The sequence below is a fragment of the Pseudacidovorax sp. RU35E genome (assembly GCF_900156165.1).
In the GTDB taxonomy this organism is placed as follows: Bacteria; Pseudomonadota; Gammaproteobacteria; order Burkholderiales; family Burkholderiaceae_C; genus Xenophilus.
On record NZ_FTMY01000002.1, the window covers coordinates 33,518 to 60,018 of the forward strand.

A 26,501-nucleotide genomic window follows, 5' to 3' on the forward strand; every position below is an offset into this window, starting at 1 on the left:
CGGAGGCGATGACGCTGCAGGACTGGCTGCTGCTGGGCCTCGGGCTGCTGAACCTCCTCCTGCTGGCCGTGCTGCTGCTGCGCCGGCCCGCGGAGCCCGACGTGGGACAACTGGCGGCCCCGATCCAGGCGCTGCTGGAGCGCAACGAACGCGCACTGCGCCGCGAGATCGCCGAGAGCGCCCGTGCCGGCCGGCAGGAAAGCGCGGCCGCCCTGGCCACCTTCCAGCAGACGCTGCTGGCGCAGGGCGCCGAGGCCACGCGCACGCAGAACGCGCAGCTCGACGCCTTCGCGCAGCAGATCGGCACCCTGCGCCAGGCGTTGGCCGAGACGCTCACCAGCCAGCTGCAGGGCCTGAGTGAATCCAATGCCCGCCGCATCGCCGAGGTGCGCGCGACCATGGAGACGCAGCTCGCCCAGCTGCAGGCCAGCAACAGTGCCAAGCTGGAGGAGATGCGCCAGACGGTGGACGAGAAGCTGCAGAGCACGCTCGAAGCCCGCCTGGGCGAGAGCTTCCGTCAGGTGGCCGAGCGGCTGGAGCAGGTCTACAAGGGCCTGGGCGAGATGCAGACGCTGGCGCAGGGCGTGGGCGACCTCAAGCACCTGCTGACCAACGTCAAGACCCGCGGCATGTTCGGCGAGGCCCAACTGGCCGCGCTGCTGGAGCAGGTGCTCGCGCCCGAGCAGTACGCGGCCCAGGTCGCCACCCATCCGGAGTCGCGCCAGGTGGTGGACTTCGCCATCCGCCTGCCGGGTCGCAGCAGCGACGGCACGCCGGTGTGGCTGCCCATCGACGCGAAGTTTCCCAACGAGGACTACGAGCGCCTGCTCGACGCCCAGCAACGCGCCGACGCGCTGGCGGTGGAGGTGGCGGCCAAGGCGCTGGAGACGCGCATCCGGCTCGAAGCCCGCGGCATCCACGAGAAGTACGTGTGCCCGCCGCACACCACCGACTTCGCCATCCTCTTCCTGCCCACCGAAGGCCTGTATGCCGAAGTGCTGCGGCGCCCGGGCCTGATGGAGGCGCTGCAGCGCGACCACCGCGTGACGCTGGCCGGCCCGACCACCTTGCTGGCCATGCTCAATTCGCTGCAGATGGGCTTTCGCACCCTGGCGCTCGAAAGGCGCAGCAGCGAGGTCTGGCAGGTGCTGGGCGCCGTGAAGACCGAGTTCATGAAGTTCGGCGAGGTGCTCGACAAGGTCAAGCGCCAGACCCAGACCGTGCTCAATACGCTGGACCAGACGCAGACCCGCACCAATGTGCTGACGCGCAAGTTGCGCAGTGTCGAGGCGCTGCCCGAAGCGCAGGCCCAGCAGCTGCTGCCCACGGCGGCCGAGGCCGCCGCCGACCAGGCCGAGGTGGACGAAGGCGGCACCTCGTGAGGGGCGCCGAGCTCGCGCGATTGATCGCAGCGCAGGTCTGCCTGCACGCCACCATGGCCGGCATCCGGCTGGCGGCGCCGCTGCTGATGCTGCAGCAAGGGCACGGGGCGGCCTCCGTGGGCGTGCTGATTTCACTGTTCGCACTGACGCAGGTCTTCCTGGCCCTGCCGGCCGGACGCTACGTGGACCGGCACGGCCTGAAGCGGCCGATGGCGATGGCGGTGACCGCCGCCTTCGTCGGCGCGCTGCTGCCGCTGCTGTGGCCGGCCTTTCCGGCGATGTGCGTGTCGGCCCTGCTCACCGGCGGTGCCACCGGCGCCACGGTCATCGCGCTGCAGCGGCACGTGGGCCGGGCGGCGCAGGGCACGGCGCAACTGCGGCAGGTGTTCAGCTGGCTGGCCATCGCGCCGGCCGGCGCCAACTTCTTCGGACCCTTCGCGGCCGGCCTGCTGATCGACCATGCCGGCAGCACGGCCGGCGATGCGCGGGCCTATGCGATCTGCTTCGCCTTCCTGGCGACGCTGCCGCTGGCGTGCTGGATGCTGGTGCGGCCCACGCGGGAAGCGCCCTCGGCCGCGCCCGCCGTCCACGCGCCCGGCACCCGGGCCTGGGACCTGCTGCGCGAGCCCATGTTCCGGCGCCTGCTGTTCGTCAACTGGATGCAGTCCTGCAGCTGGGACGTGCATGCCTTCGTGCTGCCGCTGCTGGGCCATGAACGCGGGCTGGGCGCGTCGGTCATCGGCACGCTGCTCGGCGGCTTCGCCATCGCGGCGGCGCTGGTGCGCATGCTGCTGCCGGTGCTGGCGGCCCGAGCCACCGAGCGGCAGGTGATCCTGACCTCCAACCTGGTGGTGCTGGCCGTGTTCGCGCTCTATCCGCTGCTGCGCGACCCGTGGGCGATGGGGGCGTGCTCGGTGCTGTTGGGCTTTGCGTTGGGCGCGGTGCAGCCGATGGTGATGAGCATGCTGCACCAGATCACGCCGCATCACCGGCAAGGCGAGGCGCTGGGCCTGCGGTTGATGACCATCAATGCATCGAGCGTGGTGATGCCGCTGCTGTTCGGCTCCCTGGGCGCGCTGATCGGGGTGGCGGGTGTGTTCTGGGTGGTGGGCGCGGTGATGGCGGTGGGCACGCCGGCCGTGCGCGGGCTGCAGGCGCCGGAAGAGCCGCACGGTTGAGCTGCAGGGCGGGCGCCTCCACCTGCCGGACGCGCGGTGCGCTGCCACAACTGGCCACAAACTGGCTCTGAATTGGATACAAAATGGCACGGCCATTGCTTGGGTCATGGCATTCATCCCGCCGGTGCACCAAGCCGGCCCGAAAGTGCCCATGACCGAACCCATCCACTTCGACCTGCTGCTGCTCGATGCCATCGCGCTGACGGCCGATCCTGCCCGTCCCGAGATCCGCGGCGCCGCCCTCGGCGTGCGCGACGGTCGCATCGCCTGGCTGGACGCGAAGCCACCCGCGCACTACACGGCCGCCCGGACGCTGCGGCTGGCCGACCATTTCGTGACGCCCGGCTTCGTCAACGTGCACACCCACAGCATCCTCAGCATGGTGCGCGGCGTGGCGGCGGACCTGGGCTTCGCGCCTTCGTACACGCCGGGCATTCCCAAGGGCACGCAGGTCGACGAGGCGCAGGCCCGCGCGCTGGCCCGTCTGGGCGCGCTGGAGTCGCTGCTGGCCGGTTCCACCCTGGTCGGCGACAACTTCGTGCACGCGGACGTCTGCACCGAGGCCATGGCCGAACTGGGCCTGCGGCTCGCGCCGAGCTGGCGCATCCACGACGTGGATTTCGCCCGCGTGGCGCACGGCGACTGGCACCACAGCGCGGCCATCGGCGAGGCCACCCTGGGCGCGGGGCTGGCGCTGCATGCGCGCTGGCAGGCCCATCCACGGGTACATGTCAACCTGGCGGCCCATGCGGTGGACACCTGCTCCGACGCCTTCCTGCGCGAGGTGGGCGAGGCCGCCGCCGTCCGCGGTCTGCGTGTCAGCACTCATCTGGGCCAGAGCAAGGTGGAAGTGGAGCGTGTGCGCGCACGCACGGGCCGCAGCTCGACCGAGGTGCTGGCAGACACCGGCCTGCTCAACGATCGGCTGATGGGCGGCCACTGCATCTATGTGAGCGAGGCCGATGCCGCCCGCATGGCCGAGGCGGGCGCGCATGCGGTGCACATTCCGAAGTGCAATGCCGCCTCCGGCCGGCTCGCGCCCACGCCCATGCTCAAGCGACTGGGCGTGAACATGGCCCTGGCCACCGACACGCAGCATGGCGACATGATCGAGCTGATGCGCTGGGCGCTGGCCACGGCGCGGGTGCAGGAAGGCGGTGTCGACGACGGCTGGCAACCGCACCATGTGTTCGAGATGGCCACGATGGGCGGCGCCCGGGCGCTTGGGCTGGCGGCCGAGATCGGCAGCCTGGCCGTCGGCAAGTCGGCCGACTTCGTGGTCGTCGACGGCCGTCGCCCGCACCTGCGGCCGCATGTGAATCCGCTGGGCGCGCTGGTGCACTGCGGCCAAGGCCGGGACGTGCGCCACGTCGCGGTGCAGGGCGAGCTGCTGGTCGAAGACGGCCTGCCCACCAAGGTGGACATGGATGCCGTCTGCGCCGAGGCCGAGGCGGCCTCGCGCGAGCTCTGGGGCGCGCAGGGGCGGGCGTATTGGCGCTGAGGGTCAGGGGAAAGAAGCTGCGGGCCGTAGAGACTTCGTTGGGCCGCAGCCTCGCCGCAAGCGCAACGCTCGTCGGCGGCTCGTTCGCCGTTCTTCAGGGCCGCCGCTCGCGTACGAGTGTCAGCAGCGCCTGCGCCGCCGGCGACAGCGACCGGTCACGTCGTCGCACCAGGTAGACCTGCCGGCTAAGCCCCGGCAACGGGAGCGGGCGTGTGTGCAACCCCGGCTGCTGGAAGTGGAACAGCGTCAGCGTCGGCACCATGCTGATGCCCAGGCCGGCGCGCACCATGCCCATCACGGTGGCCAGCTGCTCCACCTCCATCAGCGTGCGCAGCGGCTGTGGATGCAGGGCCGCTTCCAGGTACTGCCGTACGCTGCTCGTGCGCGCCAGGTGGATGAAGGGCCAGTCGCCCAGGTCGGCAGCCGTGAGCTTGCGGCGCCGCACCAGCGGATGATCGTCGCGGCAGACCAGGTGGAAGTCGTCGCTGCAGAAGGGCTCGGCCTGCAGGAGCGGGGTGTCGGCGCGGATGGCGGCCAGCGCCAGGTCGGCCTGGCCGCCGGCCACGCGCTCGATGCAGGGCTCGGAGAGCACGTCCGCGATCTCGAGCACGATGCCCGGATGGGCCTCGCGGAATTCCGCCAGCACCTGCGGCAGCCAGCCCGCGGCCAGCGAGGGCAGCAGCGCCAGCGACACGCGCCCGCGCCGCAGCTGGGCACTGTCGCGCGCGGCATCGAGCGCCGCGTCGATCTCGGCGCGGATGCGCTCGGCCGCCGCCATGAAGTTGCGGCCCTCGTCGGTCAGCGCCACATGGCGCGTGCTGCGGTCGAACAGGCGCAGCCCCAGGCCTTCCTCCAGCGTGCGGATCAGCGCGCTGAAGGCCGGTTGCGACAGGTGGCACTGCTCGGCCGCGCGGGTGAAGTGGCGCTCGGTGGCCAGGGCCAGGAAGGCATCGAGCTGCCGGCTGCTCAGATTCATTGGTGATGCGGATGAATTGATCCTGACAATCTATTTCACAGAATAACGCCCCGCGCCTAGAGTGCCGTCGCAGGAGACACGCATGGCACTGAAGGAACGACTGCTGATCGGCTGCGCCGCCGGCTTCTCGGGCGACCGGGTGGACGCCGCCGCGCCCGTGGTGCGCGAACTGATCGCCCGCGGCCAGAGCGCCGTGCTGATCTTCGAGACCCTGGCCGAGCGCACCCTGGCGCTGGCCCAACTGGCCCGCCGCGACGACCCCGATGCGGGCTTCGAGCCGCTGCTGGACGAGCTGCTGCGCCCCGTGCTGGCCGATTGCCTGGCCCATGGCGTGCGCATCGTGAGCAACTTCGGCGCGGCCAATCCGCACGGCGCGGCGCGGCGCATCCAGCAACTGGCGCGCGGACTGGGCCTGCGCGCGCCGCGCATCGCCGTCGTGCATGGCGACGACCTCTCCGGCCCGGAACACCACGACCTGCTGGCCCAGTGCCTGGGCGCCGCCATGCCGGCCGATCCGCCGGTCAGCGCCAACGCCTACATCGGCGCCGAGGCCATCGCCGACGCCCTGCGCGCCGGTGCCGACATCGTGGTCGCCGGCCGCGTGGCCGACCCGGCGCTGGCCCTGGGCCCGGCGCTGGCGCATTACGGCTGGGCGCTGGACGACTGGGACCGCCTGGCCGGCGCCACGATGGCCGGCCATCTGCTGGAGTGCGGCGCGCAGGTGACTGGCGGCTACTTCGCCGACCCGGGCTACAAAGAGGTGCCGGGCCTGGCCGAGCTGGGCTATCCCATCGCCGAGATCGAGGCCGACGGCAGTTGCACCCTCTTCAAGCCCGAAGGCACCGGCGGCCGACTGGACCTGCACACGGTCAAGGAACAGCTCCTCTACGAGCTGCACGACCCCGGCGCCTACCTCACGCCCGACGTGGTGGCCGACATCCGCGAGGCCGAGGTGCTGCAGACGGCGCGCGGCGTGCGCCTGCAGGGCGTGCGCGGTCATGCACGCCCGGCCACGCTCAAGGTCAACGTGTGCCATGCCACCGGCTGGTTCGCCGAAGGCGAGATCAGCTACGCGGGCGCCCGCGCCCTGGGTCGGGCCCGCCTGGCCGGCGAGGTGCTGCGCGAGCGCCTGCGCGATGCCGGCCCGCTGCGGGTGGACCTGATCGGCGCCTGCAGCATCTTCGGCGACGACGCGGGCCGCGCCCTGGCGGCGGCACTCGATGCCGCCCCCGCTGCGCCGGACGACGCCCTGCGCGACATCCGCCTGCGCGTGGCCCTGCAGCATGCCGACGCGGCCGTCGCGCGCCGCCTGGTGCGCGAGGTCACGGCGCTGTACTGCTGTGGGCCCGCCGGTGGCGGCGGCGTGCGCACCGGCATGCGGCCGCGCCTGGGCACGCTGTCCTGCCTGGTGCCGCGTGAGGCGGTGAGCACCGGCTACTTCATGGCCGATTGAGGAGGCCGACGATGAATCCCACGCCTTTCCCCTCCGCCCCGCACGCCGATGCCGAACGGGTCGTGCCCCTCCATCGGCTGGCGCACGGCCGCACCGGCGACAAGGGCAACCGCTCCAACATCAGCGTGATCGCCTGGCATCCGGACCTGTGGCCGCTGCTGGTCGAGCAGGTGACGGAGGACGCCGTCGCCGCGCTGTTCGCCCATCGCCGGCCCAGCCGCGTCACGCGCCACCTGCTGCCCAGGCTGCAGGCGATGAACTTCGTGCTCGACGACGTGCTCGACGGCGGCGTCAACGACGCCCTCAACCTCGACAGCCATGGCAAGGCGCTGTCGTACCTGCTGCTCGACCTGCCGGTGCGGGTGCCTGCCGCGCTGCGCGGGCATCTGGCCGGTCCCCCCATCGACTGACGACCTTCCTTCATCCACCCCCGACCCGAGGAGACAAGAGACATGAACCGATTCCCGCCCCTGCACCGACGCACCTGGCTTGCCGCCGCACTGGCCGCCGCCGCCGCGCTGCCCGGCCTGGCGCAGGCCCAGGCCTATCCCGCCAAGCCCGTCACCTTCGTCGTGCCCTTTGCGGCCGGCAGCGCGACCGACCAGCTGGCGCGAGCGCTGGGCCAGTCCTTCACCGAGCAGACCGGCCAGTCGGTGGTGGTGGACAACCGCGCCGGCGCCAGCGGCATGATCGCGGCGCAGTACGTGGCCAAGGCGCCGGCCGACGGCTACATGGTGCTCATCACCACGAACACCACGCATGCGGCCAACGAGCACCTCTACCGCAAGCTGCCCTATGACCCGGTGAAGGACTTCGCGCCCGTCACCGGCCTGGGCAAGGGCGGCCAGGTGCTGGTGGTCAACGCCAGCGCGCCGTACAAAAACGTGGCCGAGCTGCTGGCCGCCGCCAAGAAGAACCCTGGCAAGATGAGCTTCGGCAGCGGCAGCTCGTCCAGCCGCGTGGCGGGCGAGATGCTCAAGCAGATGGCCCATGTCGACATCCTGCATGTGCCCTACAAGAGCAACCCGCTGGCCATCACCGACCTGCTGGGCGGGCAGATCGACATGATGATCACCGACACCTCCACCGGCGTGCCGCAGATCAAGGCGGGCAAGCTGCGCGCCCTGGCCTACTCCACGCAGAAGCGCAGCACGCAGCTGCCCGACGTGCCCACGCTGGACGAGGCCGGCGTCAAGGGCTACGACATGGGCTACTGGTTCGCGGCCTATGCGCCGGCCGGCACGCCTGCGCCGGTCGTCGCCAAGCTCAACGAAGTGCTGGGCAAGGCCACGAAGAGCGCCGCGGCCAAGGGCTTCTTCGACGGCTCCGGCTCCGAGGCCTGGACCACCACGCCCGAGGAACTGGCCCGCTTCCAGGCCGGCGAGACGCGCAAGTGGGGCCAGGTCATCAAGGCGGCGGGCATCGAGGCCGAATAGCGCCGCCCGGGCCGGCGCGGGCGCTCAGCGCCCGCCGGCCGCCTGGCCCATGCGCCGCAGCCGCGGCGTGACCATCGGCACCGTTAGCATGGTGCTGGCCACCGCCATCAGCAGCAGGGCCGTGAAGGTGGTGTTGGTGATGATGGCCTTGTCCAGCAGTACGTTGGCAAAGATGATCATGATCAGCGCCTTGGTCTGCAGGAGCCAGCCGATCAGCATGCCCTCGCCGCGGCCCCAGCCCAGGATGCGGCCGGCCAGGCCCAGGCCGGCCAGCTTGCCCGCCACCGAGGCCGCCAGCAGCAGGGCGGCTGCTCCGAAGACGGCAAAGCCGCCCACCTGCCAGCTCGTGCGCAGCCCGGTGCTCAGGAAGAACACCGGCATGATCACCAGCAGCACGTGGTGGCGAAGCAGGTCCATATGCTCCTGGTCGAACCAGTCGCCGTCCATCACCACGCCGGCGATGAAGGCGCCCACCATGTAGTGCAGGCCCGACCAGTCGGCGCCCAGTCCGCAGGCGGCCAGCCAGATCAGACCCAGGTACCAGCGGTCGCGCTCCGGCACGCGGCGCATCAGCCGACGGAACAGCACCGAGGCCACGGCGAACACCAGCAGGAAGCCCACCTGGCGGCCCACGCGCTCCCAGTCGGTGAGGATGACGGCCAGCACGCCCCAGATGGCGATGTCGTCCAGGCTGGCATAGCGCAGGATGCGCTGGCCCAGCGGCTGGCGCAGGATCTCCAGCTTTTCCATCAGCAGGATCAGGATCGGCAGCGCCGTCACCGCGCAGGCCATGCCGATGCCCAGCACGAACTGCCAGTGCTGGGCCTTGGCGCCCATCCAGCCCGGCTGCATCAGCAGCACCAGCGCCGCGGCGCTGCCCAGCAGCAGCGGCACGCCCAGCGCCAGGCCGGCGGTCACGCTGCTTTCGCCGCGGTGCGTCCAGGCCTTGCGCAGGTCCAGCTCGATGCCGGCGATCCACACGAAGAGCATCACCGCCCATTGCGCCACGCCGTTGAGCGACTGAATCACCGGCGCACTGAACACGAATTGGTAGTAGTCGGGAAAGGCGGCGCCCAGCACCCCGGGCCCGAGCAGGATGCCCATGATGATCTGCACCACCACCAGCGGAGCGAAGTAGTCGGTGCGCCCCAGCCGCCACAGCAGGTAGGGCAGGGAGAAGACGATCAGCATCGCGATCAAAAAGACTTCGGAGACGGTCATCAGGGTTTGGGCGGGTTGAATGGCGGCGGCAGTGTGACATGCCGCCGCGTCGAACCCGAGCGGGCCGCCTCGCCCTCGAAGCGAAGGCCGCAACATCGCACCTGCGGCCAGGGTTGCCGCGTTGGCGTTAGCCTTGCGGGAATGTCCGCTCCTTCCCTCAGCGCCGAGCGGGCGGCGCCCCTGCCTTCGAACCCGCCGCCGCCAGCGCCGGGGCAGCCGCCAGCGTCGCCACCCATCATCATCCCGCCGCCGGCCGGCGATCCCCTGGAACCCCAAATCCCGGTCACCGACCCGCCCGTTGCGCCACCGGTCGCAGATCCGCCTGGCCCGGTGGCCGCACTGGGCCGGGTCCACATGCGTCGGCTGCGTGAGGTCTACCGTTCGGCCGGCTGGCCCTGCTGCGATGCGATCGAGGTGGACCTGCTGGCCGCCGGCCTTCTGGAGCGTGTGCGGTCCGCCCTGGGCCATGAGACGGTACGCCTGAGCGATGCCGGCTTGGCCCGGCTTGCCGGTGCGTTGGCCGGCAATCGCAGTGCCATGTCCGCCCACGAAGCGCTGGTTGAACAGGTGGCCCGGGAGATGACCCGGGGCGGCCGCATCGCCTGGCGCGGCCTCAGCCTGCGCGCGCGCCTGCCGCCGCTGGCGCCGGACGGGCCCGCACGCTGGTGCATCGCGCGGCCCGACGTGTTCTCCATCCGCAACACCACCGTCGAGGCCTATGCCCATCCGGTGGTGCACGAAGTCAAGGTCACGCGGGCGGACCTGCTTGGCGACCTGCGCCGGCCCGACAAGCGTGCGGCCTACCTCGACCTGGGCGGCGAGTGCTGGTATGTGCTGGGCAATGACGCCCGTGGCCGGCCCATCGGTGGCATCGAGGACGTGCCGGCCGAATGCGGCGTGATGCTGCTCGATGGCAGCCGCCTCACGGTGGCGCGCGCTGCCGTGCACCGTGCCGTTGAACGCATTCCCTTCGGCGTGTGGATGTCCCTGGCCAAGGCACAACCCGTGTCCGGCTTCGATGAGGAAACGCAGCAGTGGCTGACGGGTCCCCCTGCGTAAGTCCGGCGTGGGCCGCGCAGGCTAGACTGTAAATATTGTTAAAAGCGCAACGGGGCGCTTCTGCAGCGTCGGGCGCCGGCGCCCGCAGGAGGTGCCCCTGCCGATGCCTCCGGACGTCCCTCCGGGACACGGCCCGTGCGTGACTGTCCTGGCGCTGTGCCCCCCATGATTTCAAGTCTTGAATCTGCGCGGCCTCACCACTGGGAGGCCTTGCGCCGCGACCTTCGCGCGGGCGATTGGGTCTTGCCCGAGGCCGCTGACGCTCCCGTCGTCCCGGGCGACGAGCTCTCCTTCGTCTTCCGCCGTGGGGGCGAGATCGTGATGGCGAATGGCCGCTGGGGCCTCGTCACGCGCGAGACGCACCGCGCCGGGCTGGCGGCCGCGATGCGTGCGCGCACGGCACTCATCCGGGACGATGAGGTGGGCAAGGCGGCGGTCCGCAGTGTCTGGCAGGGGGCTCAGCAGTGCCTCGTGCCGGTATCGGCCCTGCAGGTGCCGGATCACCGCAATGCCAGCGGCGAGCCGTGGGCCACGCGCATCGGCCGACGCGATGACGGACCCCTCTACCTGGCCGGCCTGTGGAGCAGCTGGGCGGATGAAAGCGGCGTTCGGCGCCTGAGCGTCGGACTGCTCACGGTCGATGCCGTTGGCCATCCCTTGATGGGCAACTACGGCCCGCCGGGCAAGCCCCGACGCATGCCGGTGATCCTCCCGCGGGGATTGGGACGGGCATGGCTGCTGGCCCAGGGGGAGGAGCGTGCAGCCTTCCTGCGGCCGATGCCGGCGGCACAGCTCAGCGCCGTGAGCCTCGATCAAGGAGCGGGCGCGGCGGTGTCCGATGCGCCTGCGAGTCCCGTGGTGCGTGATGCCGCCGATGCGCGGCGCCAGAGCCTGCTGCTCGTGGACGACGAGCCGAGCAACCTGCAGTTGCTGCGCCTGTCGCTGCAGGCCGACTACCACCTCATCTTCGCCACCGATGGCCGGCGCGCCGTCGAGCTGGCCCGCGAGCGGCGGCCGGACTTGGTGCTGCTCGACCTGATGATGCCCGGCATGGACGGCTACGCCGTCTGCGAGGCGTTGAAGACCGATGCCGCGACCCGGCACATCCCCATCATCTTCTGCACCGCCGTGCACGACGGCGACGCGGAAGCCAAGGCGCTGCGGCTGGGGGCCGCCGACTACATCACCAAGCCCTTCTATCCGCATGTGGTGGCAGCCCGCGTGCGGACCCACCTGGCCGCGCTGGGCATGCTGGCGGCGCAGCAGTCCAGCCTGCGCCAGCTTCAGCGCCTGTGCGACGCGGCGGCCATGCGCGCGAACGTGAGCACCTCGCACATCCAGCGCATGAGCCAGACGGCCCACGAAATCGCCTTGGAGGCGGGCGCCCGGGCCGACTGGTGCGCCATGCTCCAGAGCTCGGCTCCGCTGCATGACCTCGGCATCGTGGCGGTGCCCGATGCCGTCCTGCGCAAGCCCGGGCCGCTCGATGCCGACGAGTGGACCGTGATGCGGGCGCATCCGCTGCTCGGCGCGCAACTCATCGGCGACGATCCCTCGGACGTGCTGGGCATGGCCCGCGACATCGCGTTGTGCCATCACGAGCGATGGGACGGCACGGGCTATCCCTCGGGGCTGGCGGGCGAGCAGATTCCGCTGGCGGCCCGCATCGTGGCCATCGCGGACTGTTTCGACGCCATGACCTCGCCGCGACCCTACCGCGGTGCCCTCAGCGAGGACGATGCCGTGGCCCACATCCGGGCAGGCGCGGGGACGGCCTTCGAGCCGCGTCTGGTCGACGCCTTCGTGCGGGCGCTGCCCCGGATCCTGCGCATGCGCCAGCGCTGGGTGCGTGAGGTGGTCGGCACGCCCGAGGGGGCGTTGGTGGCGGCCGAGAGCGGGACGGCGGACGCGCGGCGCTGACGCAAGTCGGGTGCCTCGCACGGCGGGCGGCGCGAGCCCCGGTGCTACACTCCCGCGCTGTCTTCGCCCGAGCAGGCGAGACAGCCTCCAGGCCCCCCGCGGGCCGCCCAGGCGGGTGTAGTTCAATGGCAGAACGGCAGCTTCCCAAGCTTCATACGAGGGTTCGATTCCCTTCACCCGCTCCACCTCTTCCCGCCTTCCGTCGTCCTTCAGGACTTCGCTGCAAGGCAGACCTTTCCGCCTCTCCCACCTTCCTGCGTCAGGTGCCGCCCAAGTCGTCGCGGTCCACGTACGCGTGCCAGGGATCGAAGGGTGGGCATCTTCGACACCGTTCTCGCGTGCCCGGTGGCGTTGCTTGATCCCCACCCGACTGGCTCGTGAACAAGCGCAACGGCGCCGAGAGCAACGTTCTTCGCGTCCACATGGCCAGTCAGTGCAGATGCGGCGGCCGGCGCTCGCGCTTCAGTTCCGTGCGGCTGTGGCTGAGAATGCGTGTTTCAGCAATTCAGGAAGCACAGCATGCGCCAAGTCGGTCTGATCCTCGAAGACGGTTTCCAGCTCATGGGCCTGGCGGCGTTGTCTGCCTTCGAACTGGCGAATGCCGAGCTGGGCGCGGCGGGCTATCGGCTCACGGTCCTGTCCGAGCACGGCGGCACCGTGCGCTCGTCCATGAACGCGGGCATCGAGACGGTGCCCTTCGGCGTGATGCCCGACACGCTGATGGCGGCGGGCGAGCTGGTGCCTTCCGACGTCTCGCCCGGGGTGCGCGAGTTCGTGGCGCGCGCCGGCCAGGAGGCGCGGCGCGTGGCCGGTGTGTGCACCGGCGCCTTCGTCCTGGCGCAAGCCGGCCTGCTGGACGGCCGGGCGGCCACCACGCACTGGGCGCATGCCCGCGATCTGCAGCGGCGCTTTCCCAAGGTGCGGGTGGACGAGGACCGCATCTTCATCCGCGATGGACCGGTCTGGACCTCGGCCGGGATGTCCTCAGCCATCGACCTCACGCTGGCGCTGATCGAGGACGACCACGGCGCCGCGGTGTCGCGCTCGGTGGCGCGCAAGCTGGTGGTCTATCACCGCCGGCCGGGCGGCCAGTCGCAGTTCTCGGCCATGCTCGAACTGGAGCCGCGCTCCGACCGCGTCCGGCGCGCCCTGACCCATGCGCGCGAGCACCTGCGCAATCCGCTCTCGGTCGAGGAACTGGCCGATGCTGCCAGCCTGTCGCCGCGCCAGTTCAGCCGGCTCTTCCGCGAGGAGACGGGCCAGTCGCCGGCCAAGGCGGTCGAGATGCTGCGGCTGGAGGCGGCGCGCGTGATGCTCGAAGAGGGCCGCCACCCCCTGGACGTGGTGGCGCGCGACACCGGCTTTGCCGACCGCGACCGCATGCGCCGCGCCTTCCTGCGCCACTACGGACAGCCACCCGCCGGCCTGAAACGCAGCCTGCGCCTGATGGAGGACGAATCCGTGTGATGTCTTGAATTGCCGTTTCCATGTCATTCGTGCCGTGCGAGCGAGGCCTAATCTTCAGGCTTTCATCGCACAAGGACGAACGACATGAACGCCGAATCGCGCAATCACTGGCTGCAGACGAGCCACGGCCGCCTCGCCATCCGTGAAGACGGCCCGCAGGGCGGCATTCCGCTGGTGCTGCTGCAGCGCTTCCGCGGCACGCTGGACGACTGGGATCCGGCCTTCATCCAGGCCATCGCGGCCGAGCGCCGGGTGATCCGCTTCGACAGCGCCGGCATCGGCCGCTCCGAGGGCCGCGTGCCGGACAGCATCGCCGGCATGGCCGCAGTCGCGGCCGAGGTGATCGTGGCGCTGGGGCTGTCGCAGGCCGATGTGTTGGGCTGGTCCCTGGGTGGGGTGGTGGCGCAGCAACTGGCGCTCGACGCGCCCCATCTGGTGCGGCGGCTGGTGGTGGCGGGCTCCAGCCCCGGCGGCATCACCGACGGGCCGCAGCCGCATCCCCGCGTGCCGCAGGTGATGACGCGGGGCGTCAACGACGCGCCGGACTTCCTCTTCCTCTTCTATCCCGAGACCGAACCGGCCGTGGCCGCGGGCCGGGCGTCGCTGGCGCGCATTGCCGCGCAAGCGGACATCGGCCCGGCCGTCACGGCCGAGGCCTTCATGGCGCAGGTCAAGGCCATCTCGTCCTGGCCCGGCGTGCTGCATCGTGCCCGGGAGCTGCGGCTGCCGATGCTCGTGGCCAACGGCGCCCATGACGTGATGCTGCCGGCCTACCGCTCGTACGTGCTGTCGCAGCAGGCGCCCGACGCCAGGCTGGTGCTCTATCCCGACGCGGGCCACGCCTTCCTGTTCCAGGAGATCGAGGACTTTGCGGTCCAGCTCGACCTCTTCCTCGCCTGATCCCGCCTTATTCATCGAAAGGACTTCATCATGCAGATGACCGGCAACACCCTCTTCATCACCGGCGGCACCTCCGGCATCGGCCGCGCGCTGGCCGAGCAGTTCCATCGCCTGGGCAACAAGGTGATCATCGCGGGCCGCCGCGAGGCGTTGCTCGACGAGGTGGCGCGCGCCAACCCCGGCATCGAGGGCGTGGCCCTCGACATCGAGAACCCGGCCGACATCGACCGCGTGGCCGCGCAGCTGATCCGCGACTACCCGGCGCTCAACGTGCTGATCAACAACGCGGGCATCATGCCCTTCGACGATCCCTCGGGCTGCATCGACGACGCCGTCTCGCGGCGCATCCTCGACACCAACCTGCTCGGGCCCATCCGCCTGACCTCCGCGCTGATCGAGCACCTCAAGGCCCAGCCGCGCGCCACCATCATCCACAACACCTCGGTGCTGGCCTATGTGCCCATCGCCACCAACGCGGTCTATTCGGCCTCCAAGGCGGCGCTGCATTCCTATGCGCTGTCGCAGCGCTTCATGCTCAAGGGCAGCACTGTCACCGTGCAGGAGATCGCGCCGCCCTGGGTGGACACCGACCTCATCAAGAAGAGCGGCGACCCGCGCGCCATGCCGCTGGACGCCTTCATCGCCGAGACGATGAAGGGCCTGGCGACCGACGCACCCGAGGTCTTCGTCGAGGCGATCCGCCCGCTGCGCGACAACCCCGGTTCGGGCGAGCATGCGCTGGTGGACGGCTTCAATGCCGAGATCGCGGCCAACCCGATCCCGGTGTAGCCATGCGCCCCCTGATTCCCGCAGGCTTCCTGGCCCTCGGCACCTTCGCCATCGGCACAGAGGGCTTCATGATCGCGCCCTTGCTGCCGGTCATGGCGCAGGACTTCGGCCTGCCCATCACGCGCGTGGCGCTGCTGGTGGTGGTGTTCACGCTGGTGCTGGCCTTGTCCTCGCCGGTGAGCACGGTGGCCACCGGCCGCCTGCGGCGCAAGCCAGTGCTGCTGCTGGCCATGTCGCTGTTCGCGGCGGGCAATGTGCTGGCGGCGCTGTTTTCGTCCTTCGTACTGCTGCTGGTGGCGCGGGTGTTGATGGCGGTGGCGGCCGGGCTCTACGTGCCGGCGGCCAACGGCCTGGCCGGCGTGATCGTGCCGCCCGACATGCGCGGGCGGGCGCTGGCCATCGTGAGCGCCGGGCAGACCCTGGCCATCGCGCTGGGCCTGCCGCTGGGCGGGCTCATCGGCCATGCCTTCGGCTGGCGCGCCACCTTCCTGCTGGTGGGCGGCATGAGCGCCGTCGCCATCGTGGGCATCGGGCTCGGCATCGGCCGGCAGGCCGGTCAGGGCCTGGCGGTCGCCAGCCTGCGCGAGCGGGTGGCCGTGGTGCGTCAGGTGCCGGTGCTGCGCCTGCTGGGCGTCAGCCTGGCCTGGGCCATCGGCGCTTTCGCGGCCTATCCGTACGTCGCCGAATACCTGGCCGCCGTGCTCGGCTTCGGCCCGGCGGCGATCACGGCCACGGTGTCGCTGTGGGGCGTGTCGGCGGCGGCGGGTGTGATGACGGGCGGCGTCCTGAACGACCGCTTCGGGGCGGACCGGGTGGTGCGGGGCTCGCTCGCACTGCTGGCGCTGGCCTTTGCGGCGCTGGCCGTGGCCACGCTGCTGCCGCAGCGGCTGGCCGTGCTGCCGGTGCTGGCTGCGGTCAGCCTGTGGGGCTTCACGGTCTGGTCCTTCTTCCCGGCCCAGATGTCGCGGCTCATCGGTGCCGGCGCGCCCGCCCAGGCGCCAGTGGCGCTGGCCCTCAACACCTCGACCATGTATTTCGGCTTCTCGGCCGGAAGCGCCATCGGCGCGGCCGTGCTGGGCTGCGGCGCGGTCTGGGGCATCGGGGCCGTGGCGGCGACGGCCGAGGTCATGGCCCTGGGCTTGAATGTGGCGCTTCGCCGTCCATCCCGATTCGTCAACCCTCCTGCAAAGGAATGCTCCCCATGACTGCGCGTATCGCCGGCTGCGACTATTGCGTGGCGGCCCACAGCCTGGCGGGCTAGGCGGCGGGGCTGCCGGTGGACACGGTGCGTGCGATCCGCGCGCTTGCGCCCACCGGTGACGCCCGGCGCGATGCGCTGGCGGGCTTCGTCCGCGCGCTGCATCAACTTTCAGGCACGCTGCCGGCCGAGGCGTTCGAGGCCTTTCGCGCAGCCGGCTTTGCCGATGCCGCGGTGGTGGACATCGCACTGTCCGTAGCGGTGATCACCTTCACCAACGTCTTCAACCGCGTCAACGACACGTCAGTCGACTTCCCCGAGCTGAAGTAGGGCACCGCGTTCCTCTTTACGGCGGGGTCGGTCCTCCAACCTTCAGACGGTCGGTACCAGGCGACGCGTATATTGCGGGCTTTCGCTATGTACTGAATTACACAACCATGGCCGACACTGCGCCATTCCCACTGTCGGAACTGTCCGCCGCCGTCCAGGCGGCCGACTGGCATCCGCTTCTGCTTTCGCTGAAGGTGGCGGGCGTGGCGACCCTGGTCGCGTTGATTGCGGGCACGGCACTGGGCTGGCTGTTCGCCCGCCGGCGCTTTCCGGGCAGCAGCGTGCTGGAGGCGATCTGCATCCTGCCGCTGGTGCTGCCGCCCACCGTGATCGGCTACGCCATCCTGGTGTTGGCCGGACGTCGGAGCGTGGTGGGCGGCTGGCTGTACGACTACTTCGGCTACACGATCGTCTTCAACTGGCACGGCGCCGTGGTGGCCTCGGCTGTCGTGGCGCTGCCGCTGGTGCTCAAGTCGGCGAGCGCGGCCTTCGGCGGCGTGGACCGCAGCCTCGAGGCCGCCGCCCGCACGCTGCGCCAGTCGGCCTGGAGCAGCTTCATGCGCGTGACGCTGCCGCTGGCCTGGCCCGGCATCCTGGCCGGCACGCTGCTGGCCTTCGCCCGTGCCATGGGTGAGTTCGGCGCCTCGCTGATGGTGGCCGGCTCCATCCCGGGGCGGACCCAGACGCTGTCCATGGCCATCTACGACGCAGTGCAGGCCGGCGAGGACCGCACGGCGCTGCTGCTGGTGCTGGTGACCTCGGTGCTGTCGGTGGCGCTGCTGGTGGTGTCCAACCGCTTCCTGTCGCCGCGTTGAGCGTGTCAGGCGTCATCGTCGCCGCCCCATCTGTCGCATCTATCGAGAAGGAGTCTCGCCCATGTCCTGCGCCCCGTTCCTCCACCGCCTCACCCGCCGCGGCCTCTGCGCGCTGGCGCTGGCCGCGGTGCCCGCGTTGGCTGCAGCCCAGCAACTCACGGTGTCGGCCGCTGCCAGTCTGACCAATGCCTTCAAAGCGCTGGGGCCGACGTTCGAGGCCGCCCATCCCGGCGTCAAGCTGGTCTTCAACTTCGCGGCCTCGGGCACGCTGATCCAGCAGATCGCCCAGGGTGCGCCGGTGGACGTGTTCGCCAGCGCCGACCAGGCCACGGTGACGCAAGGCATCGAGAAGAGGCTCTTCGACGCCGACAGCAGGCGCGACTTCGCCCTCAACACCGTGGTGGCCGTGGTGCCCGCGCAGGGCGGCCCGGCGCTGGCGTCGGCCAAGGACTTGGCCGGCCCTGCCGTCAAGCGCATCGCCATCGGCAAGACGGCCACGGTGCCCGTGGGCCGCTACACCAAGGAGTCGCTGGACGCGGCCGGCCTGTGGCGCACGCTGGAGCCCCGCTTCGTCTACGCCGACAGCGTGCGGCAGGTGCTCGACTATGTGGCGCGCGGCGAGGTGGACGCCGGCTTCGTCTACCGCACCGACGCGGCCATCGGCGGCGACAAGGTGAGGATCGCCTTCACCGCCACCGGTCACACGCCGGTGAGCTATCCCATCGTGGTGGTGAGCGAAAGCCGCCAGAAGGCGCTGGCCCGTGACTTCATCCAGTTCCTGTCGACGCCGCCCGCGATGGAGGTGCTGAACAAGTACGGTTTCGGCCAGCCCTCCTGATGGCGCTGATCGACATCGACCTGCAACTGGCGGTGAGCGACGGCCAGCGCTGCTTCGAGCTGCGCACCTGCTTCGGCAGCGACGCGCGCATGGTGGCGCTGTATGGGCCGTCGGGCGCGGGCAAGTCGCTCACGCTGCAGGCGGTCGCCGGCCTGCTGCGGCCCGCGCGCGGCCATGTGCGCATCGGCGGGCGCACGCTCTTCGACGCCGGCGCGGGCATCGACCTGCCGACCCAGCAGCGGCGCGTGGGCTACCTGTTCCAGCACTATGCGCTCTTCCCGCACCTGAGCGTGCGGCAGAACATCGGCTTCGGCCTGACCACCTGGTGGCGCCGCCGGCTGGATGCGCGCGCCGCGCAACGGGTGGACGAGCTGCTCGCCAGCTTCGGCCTCGAATCGATGGCGAATGCGCGCCCGGCGGCGCTGTCGGGTGGCCAGCAGCAGCGCGTGGCGCTGGCCCGCGCCCTGGCCTGCGAGCCGCAACTGCTGCTGCTCGACGAGCCCTTCGCCGCCCTCAACCCGATGCTGCGCCACGAGCTGCGGCAGGAGCTGGCCGCCGTCTGCGCCCGCTGGCAGCTGCCCGTGCTGATGATCACGCACGATGTCGACGATGTGCTGGCGCTGGCGGAAGAAGCGGTGCTCATCGAGCAGGGCCGCGCCGTGCGGCAGGTGGATGTGGCCCGCGGCACCGGCGTCGAACTGCAACTGCTCGGCGGCGCCGCACGCGCGGCCGAGCCGCCGGAGGCTGCCGCCGTGCGCCGCTTGCTGGGCGCCGCCCATGGCTGACGCCACCTTGCTGCATGGCGAACTGCGCCTGGCCGGCCGCCTGGACGCACGCTTCTTCGCCCTGCTCGAAGCCATCGACAGCACCCGCTCCATCAACCGCGCCGCCCGCGCCGCGGGCTACAGCTACAAGGGCGCTTGGCTGTTGCTGGAGACGGCCTCCAACCTGGCCAACGAGCCGCTGCTCGAGCGCGCCATCGGCGGCAAGGGCGGCGGGGGCTCGCAGCTCACGCCCGCCGGCCATGCGCTGCTGGCCGCCTGGCGCGGTCTGCAGGGCGCCCATGCCGACTTCCTGCGTGCGCAGGAAGCCCTGCTCATCCAGCAGCCGGCCCTGGCCGGCCTTCTCCGGAGAATCGCCATGAAGACCACCGCCCGCAACCAGTTCGCCGGCACCGTCAGCGCCGTCGAGGCCGGCCCCGTCACCACCCAGCTCACCATCGCTCTGGCCGGTGGCCAGGAGATCGTCGCCACCATGACCAGCGCCGCCGCCACGCGTCTGCAGGCGGCCGTTGGCAAGGAGGCCATCGCGCTCATCAAGTCCTCGGCCGTGGTGCTGGTGACCGATTTCGCTGGCTACCAGCTGTCGGCACGCAACCAGTTCGCCGGCACCGTCTCGCGCGTCGAGCGCGGCGCCGTCTCGTCGCTCGTGGGCCTCACGTTGCCCGGCGGCGCGGTGATCACGGCCAGCGTCACCAACGATGCTGTGGATGCGCTGGGCATCGCCGTCGGCCAGGCGGCGACGGCGGTGGTCAAGGCGTATTCGGTGATGGTGGCGATGCGGGCCTGAGGCATCCGGAGCGGTCGGCTGGGTACCCGCGGCTGGGCCTGCTCAGCCGGCCTGCACCGTGAGCCATGGCCAGCGTGCCCGGTACGACGCCACCTTGCGCTCGAACAGGGCGCGGTGCGGCACCAGCGGATTGGGCGTCAGCACCCCTGCGTAGAGCAGTTCCAGACCGTAGGGCGCATACACCTCTCCCGGCCGTACGCCCACGCAGGTGGCCGGCACGAGGAAGCGGTCGATGCCGTCCTTCGCGCTGTTCAGCGGGGCATAAGGCTGGCCGAAGTACGACTCGTACCAGAGGTGCACGCGCGCCTGGTTCGAGGCCTCCACCCGCACGCCCAGATCGCCCAGCACGGCCTCGACATGGCGCTGCACGGCCTGTTCATCGGCCTCGGTGGTGTTTGCAGGGTCGAAGTAGAAGAGGTCGTAGTCGTGGATGTCGGCCTCGGGCGACGCTCCCACCCGAAGGTTCCACACCGTCTGGAACAGACAGCCCGCCACCAGCCAGCCCTGCGGCAGCGCCAGGCGGGACCAGCGCGCCAGGATGGCGGCGTTGTGGGCGTTGCGCTGGATGTCGGTGAGGAAGCGGCCGTTCATGGACGTCCGTCATCTGGCCGTGCCTTGTCCTCGGCTGCCTTGGCCTGAGGCCGGTACTGCGCAATCTCCGACAGCCGCAGCCCGTCCGGCAGCACGTGCCGGTACTTGCCCTGGCCGATGCGCTGTGCGTGGTAGATGCCCGTGTGCCCCGAACTCAGGTAGCTGGCCAGGCAGCCGATGGCCGCCAGCGGGCCGATGGCGGGGCCGAAGAGCTCCACGGCCATCACGATGGTCGCCACCGGCGTGTTGGCCGCCCCCGCGAACACCGCCACGAAGCCGATGCCGGCCAGCATCGACACCGGCATGTGCAGTAGCGGCGCCAGCGCATTGCCCAGCGTGGCGCCGATGTAGAACAGCGGCGTCACCTCGCCGCCCTTGAAGCCGGTGCCCAGCGAGACGATGGTGAAGGCCATCTTGCCCAGGAAGTCCCACGGCCGGAGCGGGCCCTCGAAAGACGCCACGATGGTGGGAATGCCGAGCCCGATATAGCGGTGCGCGTCCAGCGCCCACACGGCCACGGCGACCACGATGCCGCCCGCGAAGGGGCGCAGCGGCGGGTAGGCGATCCAGCGCCGCACCCAGCTGCCCAGCCGGTGCGTGGCGACGGCGAACACCCGGCCGGTGAGGCCGAAGGCGATGCCCGCCAGCGTGACGGCCAGCACGCTCCACAGGGTCACCGGTGCGACGCTGCTCACCACGTAGTGCGTGTGGTGCACGCCCCAGGCCAGTCCGACCTGGTCGGCCACGATGGCCGCCACGGTGCAGGGGAAGAGCGCGTCGTAGCGCATGCGGCCGATGGCCAGCACCTCCAGGCCGAAGAGGGCGCCGGCCAGCGGCGTGCCGAAGACCGACGAGAAGCCCGCCGCGATGCCCGCCATCAGCAGGATGCGCCGGTCCTCGTTGTCGAGGCGGAACAGGCGGGTCAGCTGGTCTGCCAGCGCGCCCCCCATCTGCACTGCCGTGCCCTCGCGGCCCACGGAAGCGCCAAAGAGGTGCGACACCACCGTGCCGCCGAGCACCAGCGGCGCCATGCGCAGCGGCACCGTCTTCTGGGGGTCGTGGATCTCGTCGATGATGAGGTTGTTGCCGGCCTCCACCTGCTTGCCTAGCCGCCAGTAGATCCAGCCCACCGCGGCGCCAGCCAGCGGCAGCAGCCAGATGATGGCGGGATGGGCCTCGCGCCAGCGCGTGGCGGCGTCCAGGGCGAAGAGGAAGAAGGCGGAGGCAGAGCCGGCCAGTGCGGCCACCAGGCTGGCCAGTGGCAGCCACTTGGCGATGTAGGGCAGCACGGCCAGCCGACCGAAGCGGGAGTGTGGGGTCATGTCGTCGATGCGGAGGTGAGAGACCTGACCCAGCCGGCAGTGCGGACGCGAGCGCCTACAGCTTCCCGACGAGGTCAGGGGCATGTAGGCATCATCAGCCGCGGCGCGCGCCACGGCGGTTCATGGAGGAATGCCATCTCCAGGGCGGTCGATCATAGCTTTGCGTTCGGCCCATTGCGCCAATTGAAACAAAGCGTTAATAATTCCTTCGTCTACCTTTTGCGTGCCGCTGCGGTTGCGTTCGCGGCACCCTCCGTTGCCGCCATTCCTCATGCTCCTGAGTCCGCCCCGTCCTGATCGCCACCCTGCCCATGGCCGGCTGTGCCGTTGGGGCGCGCAGCGCCACCCCCGCGCATGAACGCGCGCTGGCAACACTGGTGGCAGTCGCTGACCGGTCGCCCCGGGGCGCCGGGCGAAACGGCGCCCGCTCCGAACCCGCGTCCCGTGCCGGCCACCGCCGAGGCCTCGCTCGGCCCGACGTTCGAGTGGCGCGCAGCCCCGGACGCCACCGAGGGCGACGCCGACGTGGCACTCGGCTACACCCCGCCACCCGAAGGTGAGCTGCCCGAACAGTTGGCCAGCTTCCAGATCACCGCTGCCGAGGCGCTGCTCGACGAGCAGGCCCGCCGGGTACGCACGGTGCTGCGCGCGATCCCGGCGCCGCCGCGTGCGCTGCAGCAGTTGGTTTCGCCCGACTTCGTCTCGCGCGCCGGGGCGTCCGAACTGGCCGCGCTGGTGCTGGGCGAGCCACTGGTGGCGGCCAAGGTGATGGCGGCCGTCAACTCGCCGCTCTACGGCGTGCGACAGCCCGTGGGCAGCGTCAGCCAGGCCATCACCTTCCTGGGCCTGACCACGGTGCGCAACATCTGCCTGAGGCATATGTTGGGCATGTCCTTCAACAGCAGCTCGTCCTTCGGCCGCCGGGTGCTCGACACGCTGGATGCCTCGGGCGGCCTGGCCGGGGCGCTGTGCCTGCGCCTCGCGCCCCGCCTGCAGCTGGCGGATCCGGGTGGGCTGGCGACCGGCGTCGTCATCTCCTTCGTGGGCCACCTGGCCGCCACCACCTTCCAGCATGCGAGCCATGCACCGGACGATGCCGTCGCGCCCGGCGCGCTGTTGCCGCGTCTGCGCCTGCAGCAGGCGCACTGGGGCGTCTCGGCCAGCGCCCTCGGCCAACTGCTGATGCGCGAATGGAAGGTGCCCGCGCCGCTGGTGGCGGACGCCTGGGCACTCGAGTCGGTGCTGGTCACGCCGCTGGAGGCGGCCCCACCGTCGCGCGCGCCTGCGCTGGCCTTGGGCTACCTGTGTGCCCGTCTCGGCGAGCGCCTGGCCTGTGGGCAGATGCTGGGGCCGCAGGAGCTGGACGCCGTGTTCCACAGCGACCCGGACTTCCACCATGTCCGCAGCTATCTGGGACTTCCGGAATTGGCGGGGCTGCCCGCCCTGCTGCGCGAGGAGCGGACGCTCGAAGGTCTGCGCGTCTGAAGGCGCGGCCCGCGCCGCTCAGCCGAAGACGCGCAAAGCGTGCAGCCCGAGGCCGCGGGCCACGCTCGATTCGCGGTCCCCATGTACCACGCGGGCGGGCGGCACGCGCGCGGCGATCCGCTCGGTGAGTGCGCGCAGTCCGGTCGAGCCGCCGGTGAAGTAGAGGGTGCGCACGTCCTGCGCCGTCACTCCGGCCTGGGCCAGCGTCTCGGTGGCTGCATCGGCGATACGCTGCAGGTCGGCGTCCAGCGCGTCGAGGGCCGTCGTCGCGTCCAGCGGTGTGGCCAGGCCGGGTTCGATCAGCTCCAGCGCCAGCGTGGTGGCGCCGCCGTCGGCCACGGCGATCTTGGCCGCCTCGGCACGGGAGAGCAGGGCATGGCCGAGGCGGGCCTGCACCACATGCATCAGGCGGGCATGCAGCCGCGCATCGGCATAGAAGCTGCGCATGCGTTGCAGCTCCAGCACGCGGTTGGTGGCGTAGACGCCGTTGATCAGGTGCCAGGTCGCGAGGTCGAAGTACACCGCGTTGGGCACCTCACGCGGACGCTCGCCGGGGCGTGCCGGGCCCAGCGCCCGATAGCCGCACAGCGGCAGGATCGCGGCCAGATCCAGCCGGCGGTCGAAGTCGGTGCCGGCCACATGCACGCCGTGGTTGGCCAGGATGTCGTCCTTGCGGTCCAGGCGTTCGCGGCGCTGCGGCCCGACCCGCACCAGCGAGAAGTCGGACGTGCCGCCGCCGATGTCGGCCACCAGCACCAGTTCTTCCTGCGTGACCGACTGCTCGTGGTCCAGGGCGGCGGCGATGGGCTCGAACTGGAAGTGCACCTCGGCGAATCCCACCTCGCGTGCGGCGGCTTCGAGCGAGGCCTGGGCCTTGGCGTCGCGCGTGGCGTCGTCGTCGACGAAGTGCACGGGCCGGCCGAGCACCACACGTTCGAGTGGGGCGCCGGCGGCCTGTTCGCCGAGGCGGCGCAGATGGCGCAGGTAGTCGCCGATCACGTCGAGGTAACGCACGGAGCGGCCTTCGCCCACCTCGGTGGACTGTTCGGCCAGGCCGGAACCCAGGATGCTCTTCATCGAGCGCATCAGCCGGCCTTCGCGGCCTTCCACGTAGGCGGCCAGGGCGGCGCGGCCATGGAGGCGACGCGGGGGCTCGTGGCCTTCGAGGTCTTCCACGTCGTAGAAGACGGTGGTGGGCATGGTGGGCCGCCCGTCCTCCACCAGCACCAGCCGCGCGCTGCCATCGGCCTGGGGCAGGGCGATGGCGGAGTTGGAGGTGCCGAAGTCGATGGCGCAGCAGGACGGAGCGGTCATGGCAGGGGCAGGCAAAGGGCGCGGATTCTAGGGGTGTGCGCCTTTTGTTGCTGCGGGACTGGGATGGGTGCGATGGTCTGCTGGAATGGCATGGCGGACTCCGGGGCGCTGACCCGGCAGAGGACGCCGGCATGCGCGCTCCCGGTGCACGCTCGCGCCAGCCGGCTTGAAGCGCAGGACGGGTGCCCGCCCTCCACCGACGCGCTTACGGCACTGCACGGCGCCGCGAATGGCACCTCCGCACGCACACCGGCATCCTCCGCCTCGACGCTGCGCGCGAACGGCCGGGTCGTGACATAGATGGCATGGCGAGCGGTCGCGGTGCCGGTTCGGATGTTGGCCGGTGCCGGTGCCGCTACGAGGCTGGAGCTGAGGCCCGGGCACGGGCCGCTGGGGCTGGGACGGCGCTTACGCGCGGGCCACAGAAGCGCGCGAGCTTTCGAGCCACGAGAACAAGGCCATGCCCGCCACCATCGCCGCGACGAAGAGCCAGGCCTCGCGGTAGCCCGCGGCGGCGCTGACCAGGGCCGGCCCCGGGCAGAAGCCGGCCAGGCCCCAGCCGGCGCCGAAGACCAGGCTGCCCAGCACCAGCCGGCGGTCGATGTGCGTGGCCTTGGGCAGCTGCATGGCCGCGCCCAGCAGGCCATGGCTGCGTCGGCGCGCCAGGGCAAAGGCGGGCGCCGCCACGGCGATGGCGCCGCCCATCACGAAGGCGAGCGATGGGTCCCAGTTGCCGGCCAGGTCCAGGAAGCCCAGCACCTTGGCCGGGTCGGCCATGCCGGAGAGCAACAGGCCGAGGCCGAAGACGAGGCCGGAAAGAAAGGCGGTCAATGCAGGCATGGCGGGTTCATCCGATCAGGTGGCGAAGCAGGAAGACCGTGGCGAAGCCGGCGGCCATGAAGGCGAGCGTGGCGGCCAGCGAGCGCACCGAGCCGCGCGAGAGTCCGCACACGCCATGGCCGCTGGTGCAGCCGCTCGCGTAGCGGGTGCCGATGCCCACCAGCAGGCCGGCTGCGATCAGCAGGCCGGGGCTGGCCGCGATGTGCGCGGCCGGCAGGGTGCCGCCGATCTGCCACACCATCGGCGCGGCCAGCAGCCCGATCAGGAAGGCCAGCCGCCAGGGGCGTTCGCCCGCGGGGCTGCGGCCCACCAGCGTGCCCAGGATGCCGCTGATGCCGGCGATGCGGCCATTGGCCAGCACCAGCAGCGCGGCGGAGAGGCCGATGAGGGCGCCGCCGGCGAGCGAGCGCCAGGGCGTGAAGTGGAGCCAGTCGAGGGTCATGGGAAGGTTCCTGGATGAGAGGGGAAAAAGGCCTCACTGCGGCGCGCAGAAGCTCGCATGCAGGGCCTGCATCAGCCGCAGCACCTCGGTGCTGGCCAGTGCGTAGTAGATGAACTTGCCCTCGCGCCGCGTCTGCACCAGGCCTTCCTCGCGCAGCACGCCCAGCTGCTGCGACAGGCTGGGCTGCACGATGCCGGTGGCGGCCTGCAGCTCGCCGACGTTGCGCTCGCCTTCGGCCAGCATGCACAGCAGCAGCAGCCGGTCCTCGTTGGCCATGGCTTTGAGCAGGGCGCAGGCGCGGCCGGCGGAGGCACGCAACTGGGCCAGCGCCTCGGGTCCGGGCGCGGCGTCGTGGTGCAGGTCGGTGGAGGAAGAAGTCGTGGCGGTGGTGGGCATGTCCAACAGTTTATTGAAACACAAAATATCTTTCAATAAACTGTTGGCCAATCCTTTCCGCATCCCCTGATTTCGAGGA

Annotated in this window: 26 protein-coding genes, 1 tRNA gene and 1 riboswitch; of the genes, 19 read left to right on the plus strand and 8 right to left on the minus strand. The window is 71.0% G+C overall.

Annotated features, from left to right (window positions below; translation table 11 throughout):
- Positions 1-8 precede the first annotated feature (8 nt).
- The 3 genes from rmuC to BXA03_RS02980 all read left to right on the plus strand — a co-directional run bounded on the left by rmuC (position 9) and on the right by BXA03_RS02980 (position 4,061).
- A complete protein-coding gene (gene rmuC, locus BXA03_RS02970) occupies positions 9-1,382 on the plus strand; it encodes a DNA recombination protein RmuC (protein ID WP_234983579.1) in 1,374 nt (457 codons plus the stop codon).
- Entirely contained in the window at positions 1,379-2,560 is a 1,182-nt protein-coding gene (locus BXA03_RS02975; protein ID WP_076503722.1) for an MFS transporter, read from the plus strand. Before rmuC ends, BXA03_RS02975 begins: the two co-directional genes overlap by 4 nt.
- 151 nt (positions 2,561-2,711) lie before the next feature.
- Positions 2,712-4,061, plus strand: coding sequence for an amidohydrolase family protein (locus BXA03_RS02980; protein ID WP_076504765.1), 1,350 nt, complete (start codon positions 2,712-2,714; stop codon positions 4,059-4,061).
- A 94-nt stretch (positions 4,062-4,155) separates the two neighbouring features.
- On the opposite strand, the gene BXA03_RS02985 is transcribed toward BXA03_RS02980, so the two are convergent.
- Complete coding sequence (locus BXA03_RS02985) at positions 4,156-5,037, minus strand: LysR family transcriptional regulator (protein WP_076503723.1); 882 nt, start codon at positions 5,035-5,037, stop codon at positions 4,156-4,158.
- 82 nt (positions 5,038-5,119) lie between these two features.
- Between BXA03_RS02985 and BXA03_RS02990 the strand changes: the two genes are divergently transcribed.
- The 3 genes from BXA03_RS02990 to BXA03_RS03000 are packed head-to-tail and all read left to right on the plus strand — an operon-like array spanning position 5,120 to position 7,926.
- Entirely contained in the window at positions 5,120-6,490 is a 1,371-nt protein-coding gene (locus BXA03_RS02990) for an acyclic terpene utilization AtuA family protein (protein ID WP_076503724.1), read from the plus strand.
- Between the two features lie 11 nt (positions 6,491-6,501).
- On the plus strand, positions 6,502-6,900 hold the full coding sequence (locus tag BXA03_RS02995) for an AtuA-related protein (protein WP_076503725.1): 399 nt from the start codon (positions 6,502-6,504) through the stop codon (positions 6,898-6,900).
- 42 nt (positions 6,901-6,942) lie between these two features.
- A complete protein-coding gene (locus BXA03_RS03000) occupies positions 6,943-7,926 on the plus strand; it encodes a Bug family tripartite tricarboxylate transporter substrate binding protein (protein ID WP_076503726.1) in 984 nt (327 codons plus the stop codon).
- 24 nt (positions 7,927-7,950) lie between these two features.
- On the opposite strand, the gene BXA03_RS03005 is transcribed toward BXA03_RS03000, so the two are convergent.
- Entirely contained in the window at positions 7,951-9,147 is a 1,197-nt protein-coding gene (locus tag BXA03_RS03005; RefSeq protein WP_076503727.1) for a cation:proton antiporter, read from the minus strand.
- A 141-nt stretch (positions 9,148-9,288) separates the two neighbouring features.
- On the opposite strand from BXA03_RS03005, the gene BXA03_RS03010 reads away from it, so the two are divergent.
- From BXA03_RS03010 to BXA03_RS03065, 12 genes are all read left to right on the plus strand, one after another.
- Positions 9,289-10,206, plus strand: coding sequence for a hypothetical protein (locus BXA03_RS03010; protein ID WP_076503728.1), 918 nt, complete (start codon positions 9,289-9,291; stop codon positions 10,204-10,206).
- 243 nt (positions 10,207-10,449) lie between these two features.
- The gene (locus BXA03_RS27530; protein ID WP_159444699.1) at positions 10,450-12,126 is read left to right on the plus strand and encodes an HD domain-containing phosphohydrolase; all 1,677 of its coding nucleotides are present in this window, start codon (positions 10,450-10,452) and stop codon (positions 12,124-12,126) included.
- Positions 12,127-12,237: 111 nt separating this feature from the next.
- Positions 12,238-12,311: transfer RNA gene (locus tag BXA03_RS03020), tRNA-Gly, on the plus strand.
- Between the two features lie 334 nt (positions 12,312-12,645).
- Positions 12,646-13,593 carry a GlxA family transcriptional regulator gene (locus BXA03_RS03025; protein WP_076503730.1) on the plus strand — a complete coding sequence of 316 codons (948 nt, stop codon included), beginning with the start codon at positions 12,646-12,648 and terminating at the stop codon, positions 13,591-13,593.
- An 84-nt stretch (positions 13,594-13,677) separates the two neighbouring features.
- Positions 13,678-14,493 (plus strand): alpha/beta fold hydrolase, encoded by an 816-nt coding sequence (locus BXA03_RS03030; RefSeq protein WP_076503731.1) that lies wholly within the window; start codon positions 13,678-13,680, stop codon positions 14,491-14,493.
- Positions 14,494-14,523: 30 nt separating this feature from the next.
- Entirely contained in the window at positions 14,524-15,282 is a 759-nt protein-coding gene (locus BXA03_RS03035; RefSeq protein ID WP_076503732.1) for an SDR family oxidoreductase, read from the plus strand.
- Between the two features lie 2 nt (positions 15,283-15,284).
- A complete protein-coding gene (locus BXA03_RS03040; RefSeq protein WP_076503733.1) occupies positions 15,285-16,487 on the plus strand; it encodes an MFS transporter in 1,203 nt (400 codons plus the stop codon).
- 71 nt (positions 16,488-16,558) lie between these two features.
- Entirely contained in the window at positions 16,559-16,810 is a 252-nt protein-coding gene (locus BXA03_RS03045) for a carboxymuconolactone decarboxylase family protein (protein ID WP_076503734.1), read from the plus strand.
- A gap of 107 nt (positions 16,811-16,917) precedes the next feature.
- Positions 16,918-17,625, plus strand: a complete 708-nt coding sequence (gene modB / locus BXA03_RS03050; RefSeq protein ID WP_200803324.1) for a molybdate ABC transporter permease subunit — start codon at positions 16,918-16,920, stop codon at positions 17,623-17,625.
- 61 nt (positions 17,626-17,686) lie between these two features.
- A complete protein-coding gene (gene modA / locus BXA03_RS03055; protein ID WP_083715850.1) occupies positions 17,687-18,463 on the plus strand; it encodes a molybdate ABC transporter substrate-binding protein in 777 nt (258 codons plus the stop codon).
- Positions 18,463-19,248, plus strand: a complete 786-nt coding sequence (locus BXA03_RS03060) for a sulfate/molybdate ABC transporter ATP-binding protein (protein ID WP_200803325.1) — start codon at positions 18,463-18,465, stop codon at positions 19,246-19,248. Before modA ends, BXA03_RS03060 begins: the two co-directional genes overlap by 1 nt.
- Complete coding sequence (locus BXA03_RS03065; protein WP_076503735.1) at positions 19,241-20,032, plus strand: TOBE domain-containing protein; 792 nt, start codon at positions 19,241-19,243, stop codon at positions 20,030-20,032. The genes BXA03_RS03060 and BXA03_RS03065 overlap by 8 nt, the downstream gene beginning before the upstream one ends.
- A 42-nt stretch (positions 20,033-20,074) precedes the next feature.
- Here BXA03_RS03065 and BXA03_RS03070 read toward each other — a convergent pair whose 3' ends face one another.
- Together BXA03_RS03070 and BXA03_RS03075 are read right to left on the minus strand one after the other, a co-directional pair.
- Complete coding sequence (locus tag BXA03_RS03070; RefSeq protein ID WP_076503737.1) at positions 20,075-20,623, minus strand: nucleotidyltransferase family protein; 549 nt, start codon at positions 20,621-20,623, stop codon at positions 20,075-20,077.
- A complete protein-coding gene (locus BXA03_RS03075) occupies positions 20,620-21,945 on the minus strand; it encodes a voltage-gated chloride channel family protein (protein ID WP_076503740.1) in 1,326 nt (441 codons plus the stop codon). The genes BXA03_RS03070 and BXA03_RS03075 overlap by 4 nt, the downstream gene beginning before the upstream one ends.
- Before the next feature lie 78 nt (positions 21,946-22,023).
- Positions 22,024-22,095, minus strand: a riboswitch (Fluoride riboswitch).
- 204 nt (positions 22,096-22,299) lie between these two features.
- Between BXA03_RS03075 and BXA03_RS03080 the strand changes: the two genes are divergently transcribed.
- On the plus strand, positions 22,300-23,430 hold the full coding sequence (locus BXA03_RS03080) for an HDOD domain-containing protein (RefSeq protein ID WP_076503743.1): 1,131 nt from the start codon (positions 22,300-22,302) through the stop codon (positions 23,428-23,430).
- Between the two features lie 18 nt (positions 23,431-23,448).
- On the opposite strand, the gene BXA03_RS03085 is transcribed toward BXA03_RS03080, so the two are convergent.
- From BXA03_RS03085 to BXA03_RS03100, 4 genes are all read right to left on the minus strand, one after another.
- The gene (locus BXA03_RS03085) at positions 23,449-24,744 is read right to left on the minus strand and encodes an Hsp70 family protein (RefSeq protein WP_076503746.1); all 1,296 of its coding nucleotides are present in this window, start codon (positions 24,742-24,744) and stop codon (positions 23,449-23,451) included.
- Positions 24,745-25,152: 408 nt separating this feature from the next.
- Positions 25,153-25,584, minus strand: coding sequence for a YeeE/YedE family protein (locus BXA03_RS03090; protein ID WP_076503749.1), 432 nt, complete (start codon positions 25,582-25,584; stop codon positions 25,153-25,155).
- Between the two features lie 7 nt (positions 25,585-25,591).
- Positions 25,592-26,026: a YeeE/YedE family protein gene (locus BXA03_RS03095; protein WP_076503751.1), complete on the minus strand. Its 435-nt coding sequence runs from the start codon at positions 26,024-26,026 to the stop codon at positions 25,592-25,594.
- A gap of 33 nt (positions 26,027-26,059) precedes the next feature.
- Positions 26,060-26,422: an ArsR/SmtB family transcription factor gene (locus tag BXA03_RS03100; RefSeq protein WP_083715851.1), complete on the minus strand. Its 363-nt coding sequence runs from the start codon at positions 26,420-26,422 to the stop codon at positions 26,060-26,062.
- Between the last annotated feature and the right edge of the window lie 79 nt (positions 26,423-26,501).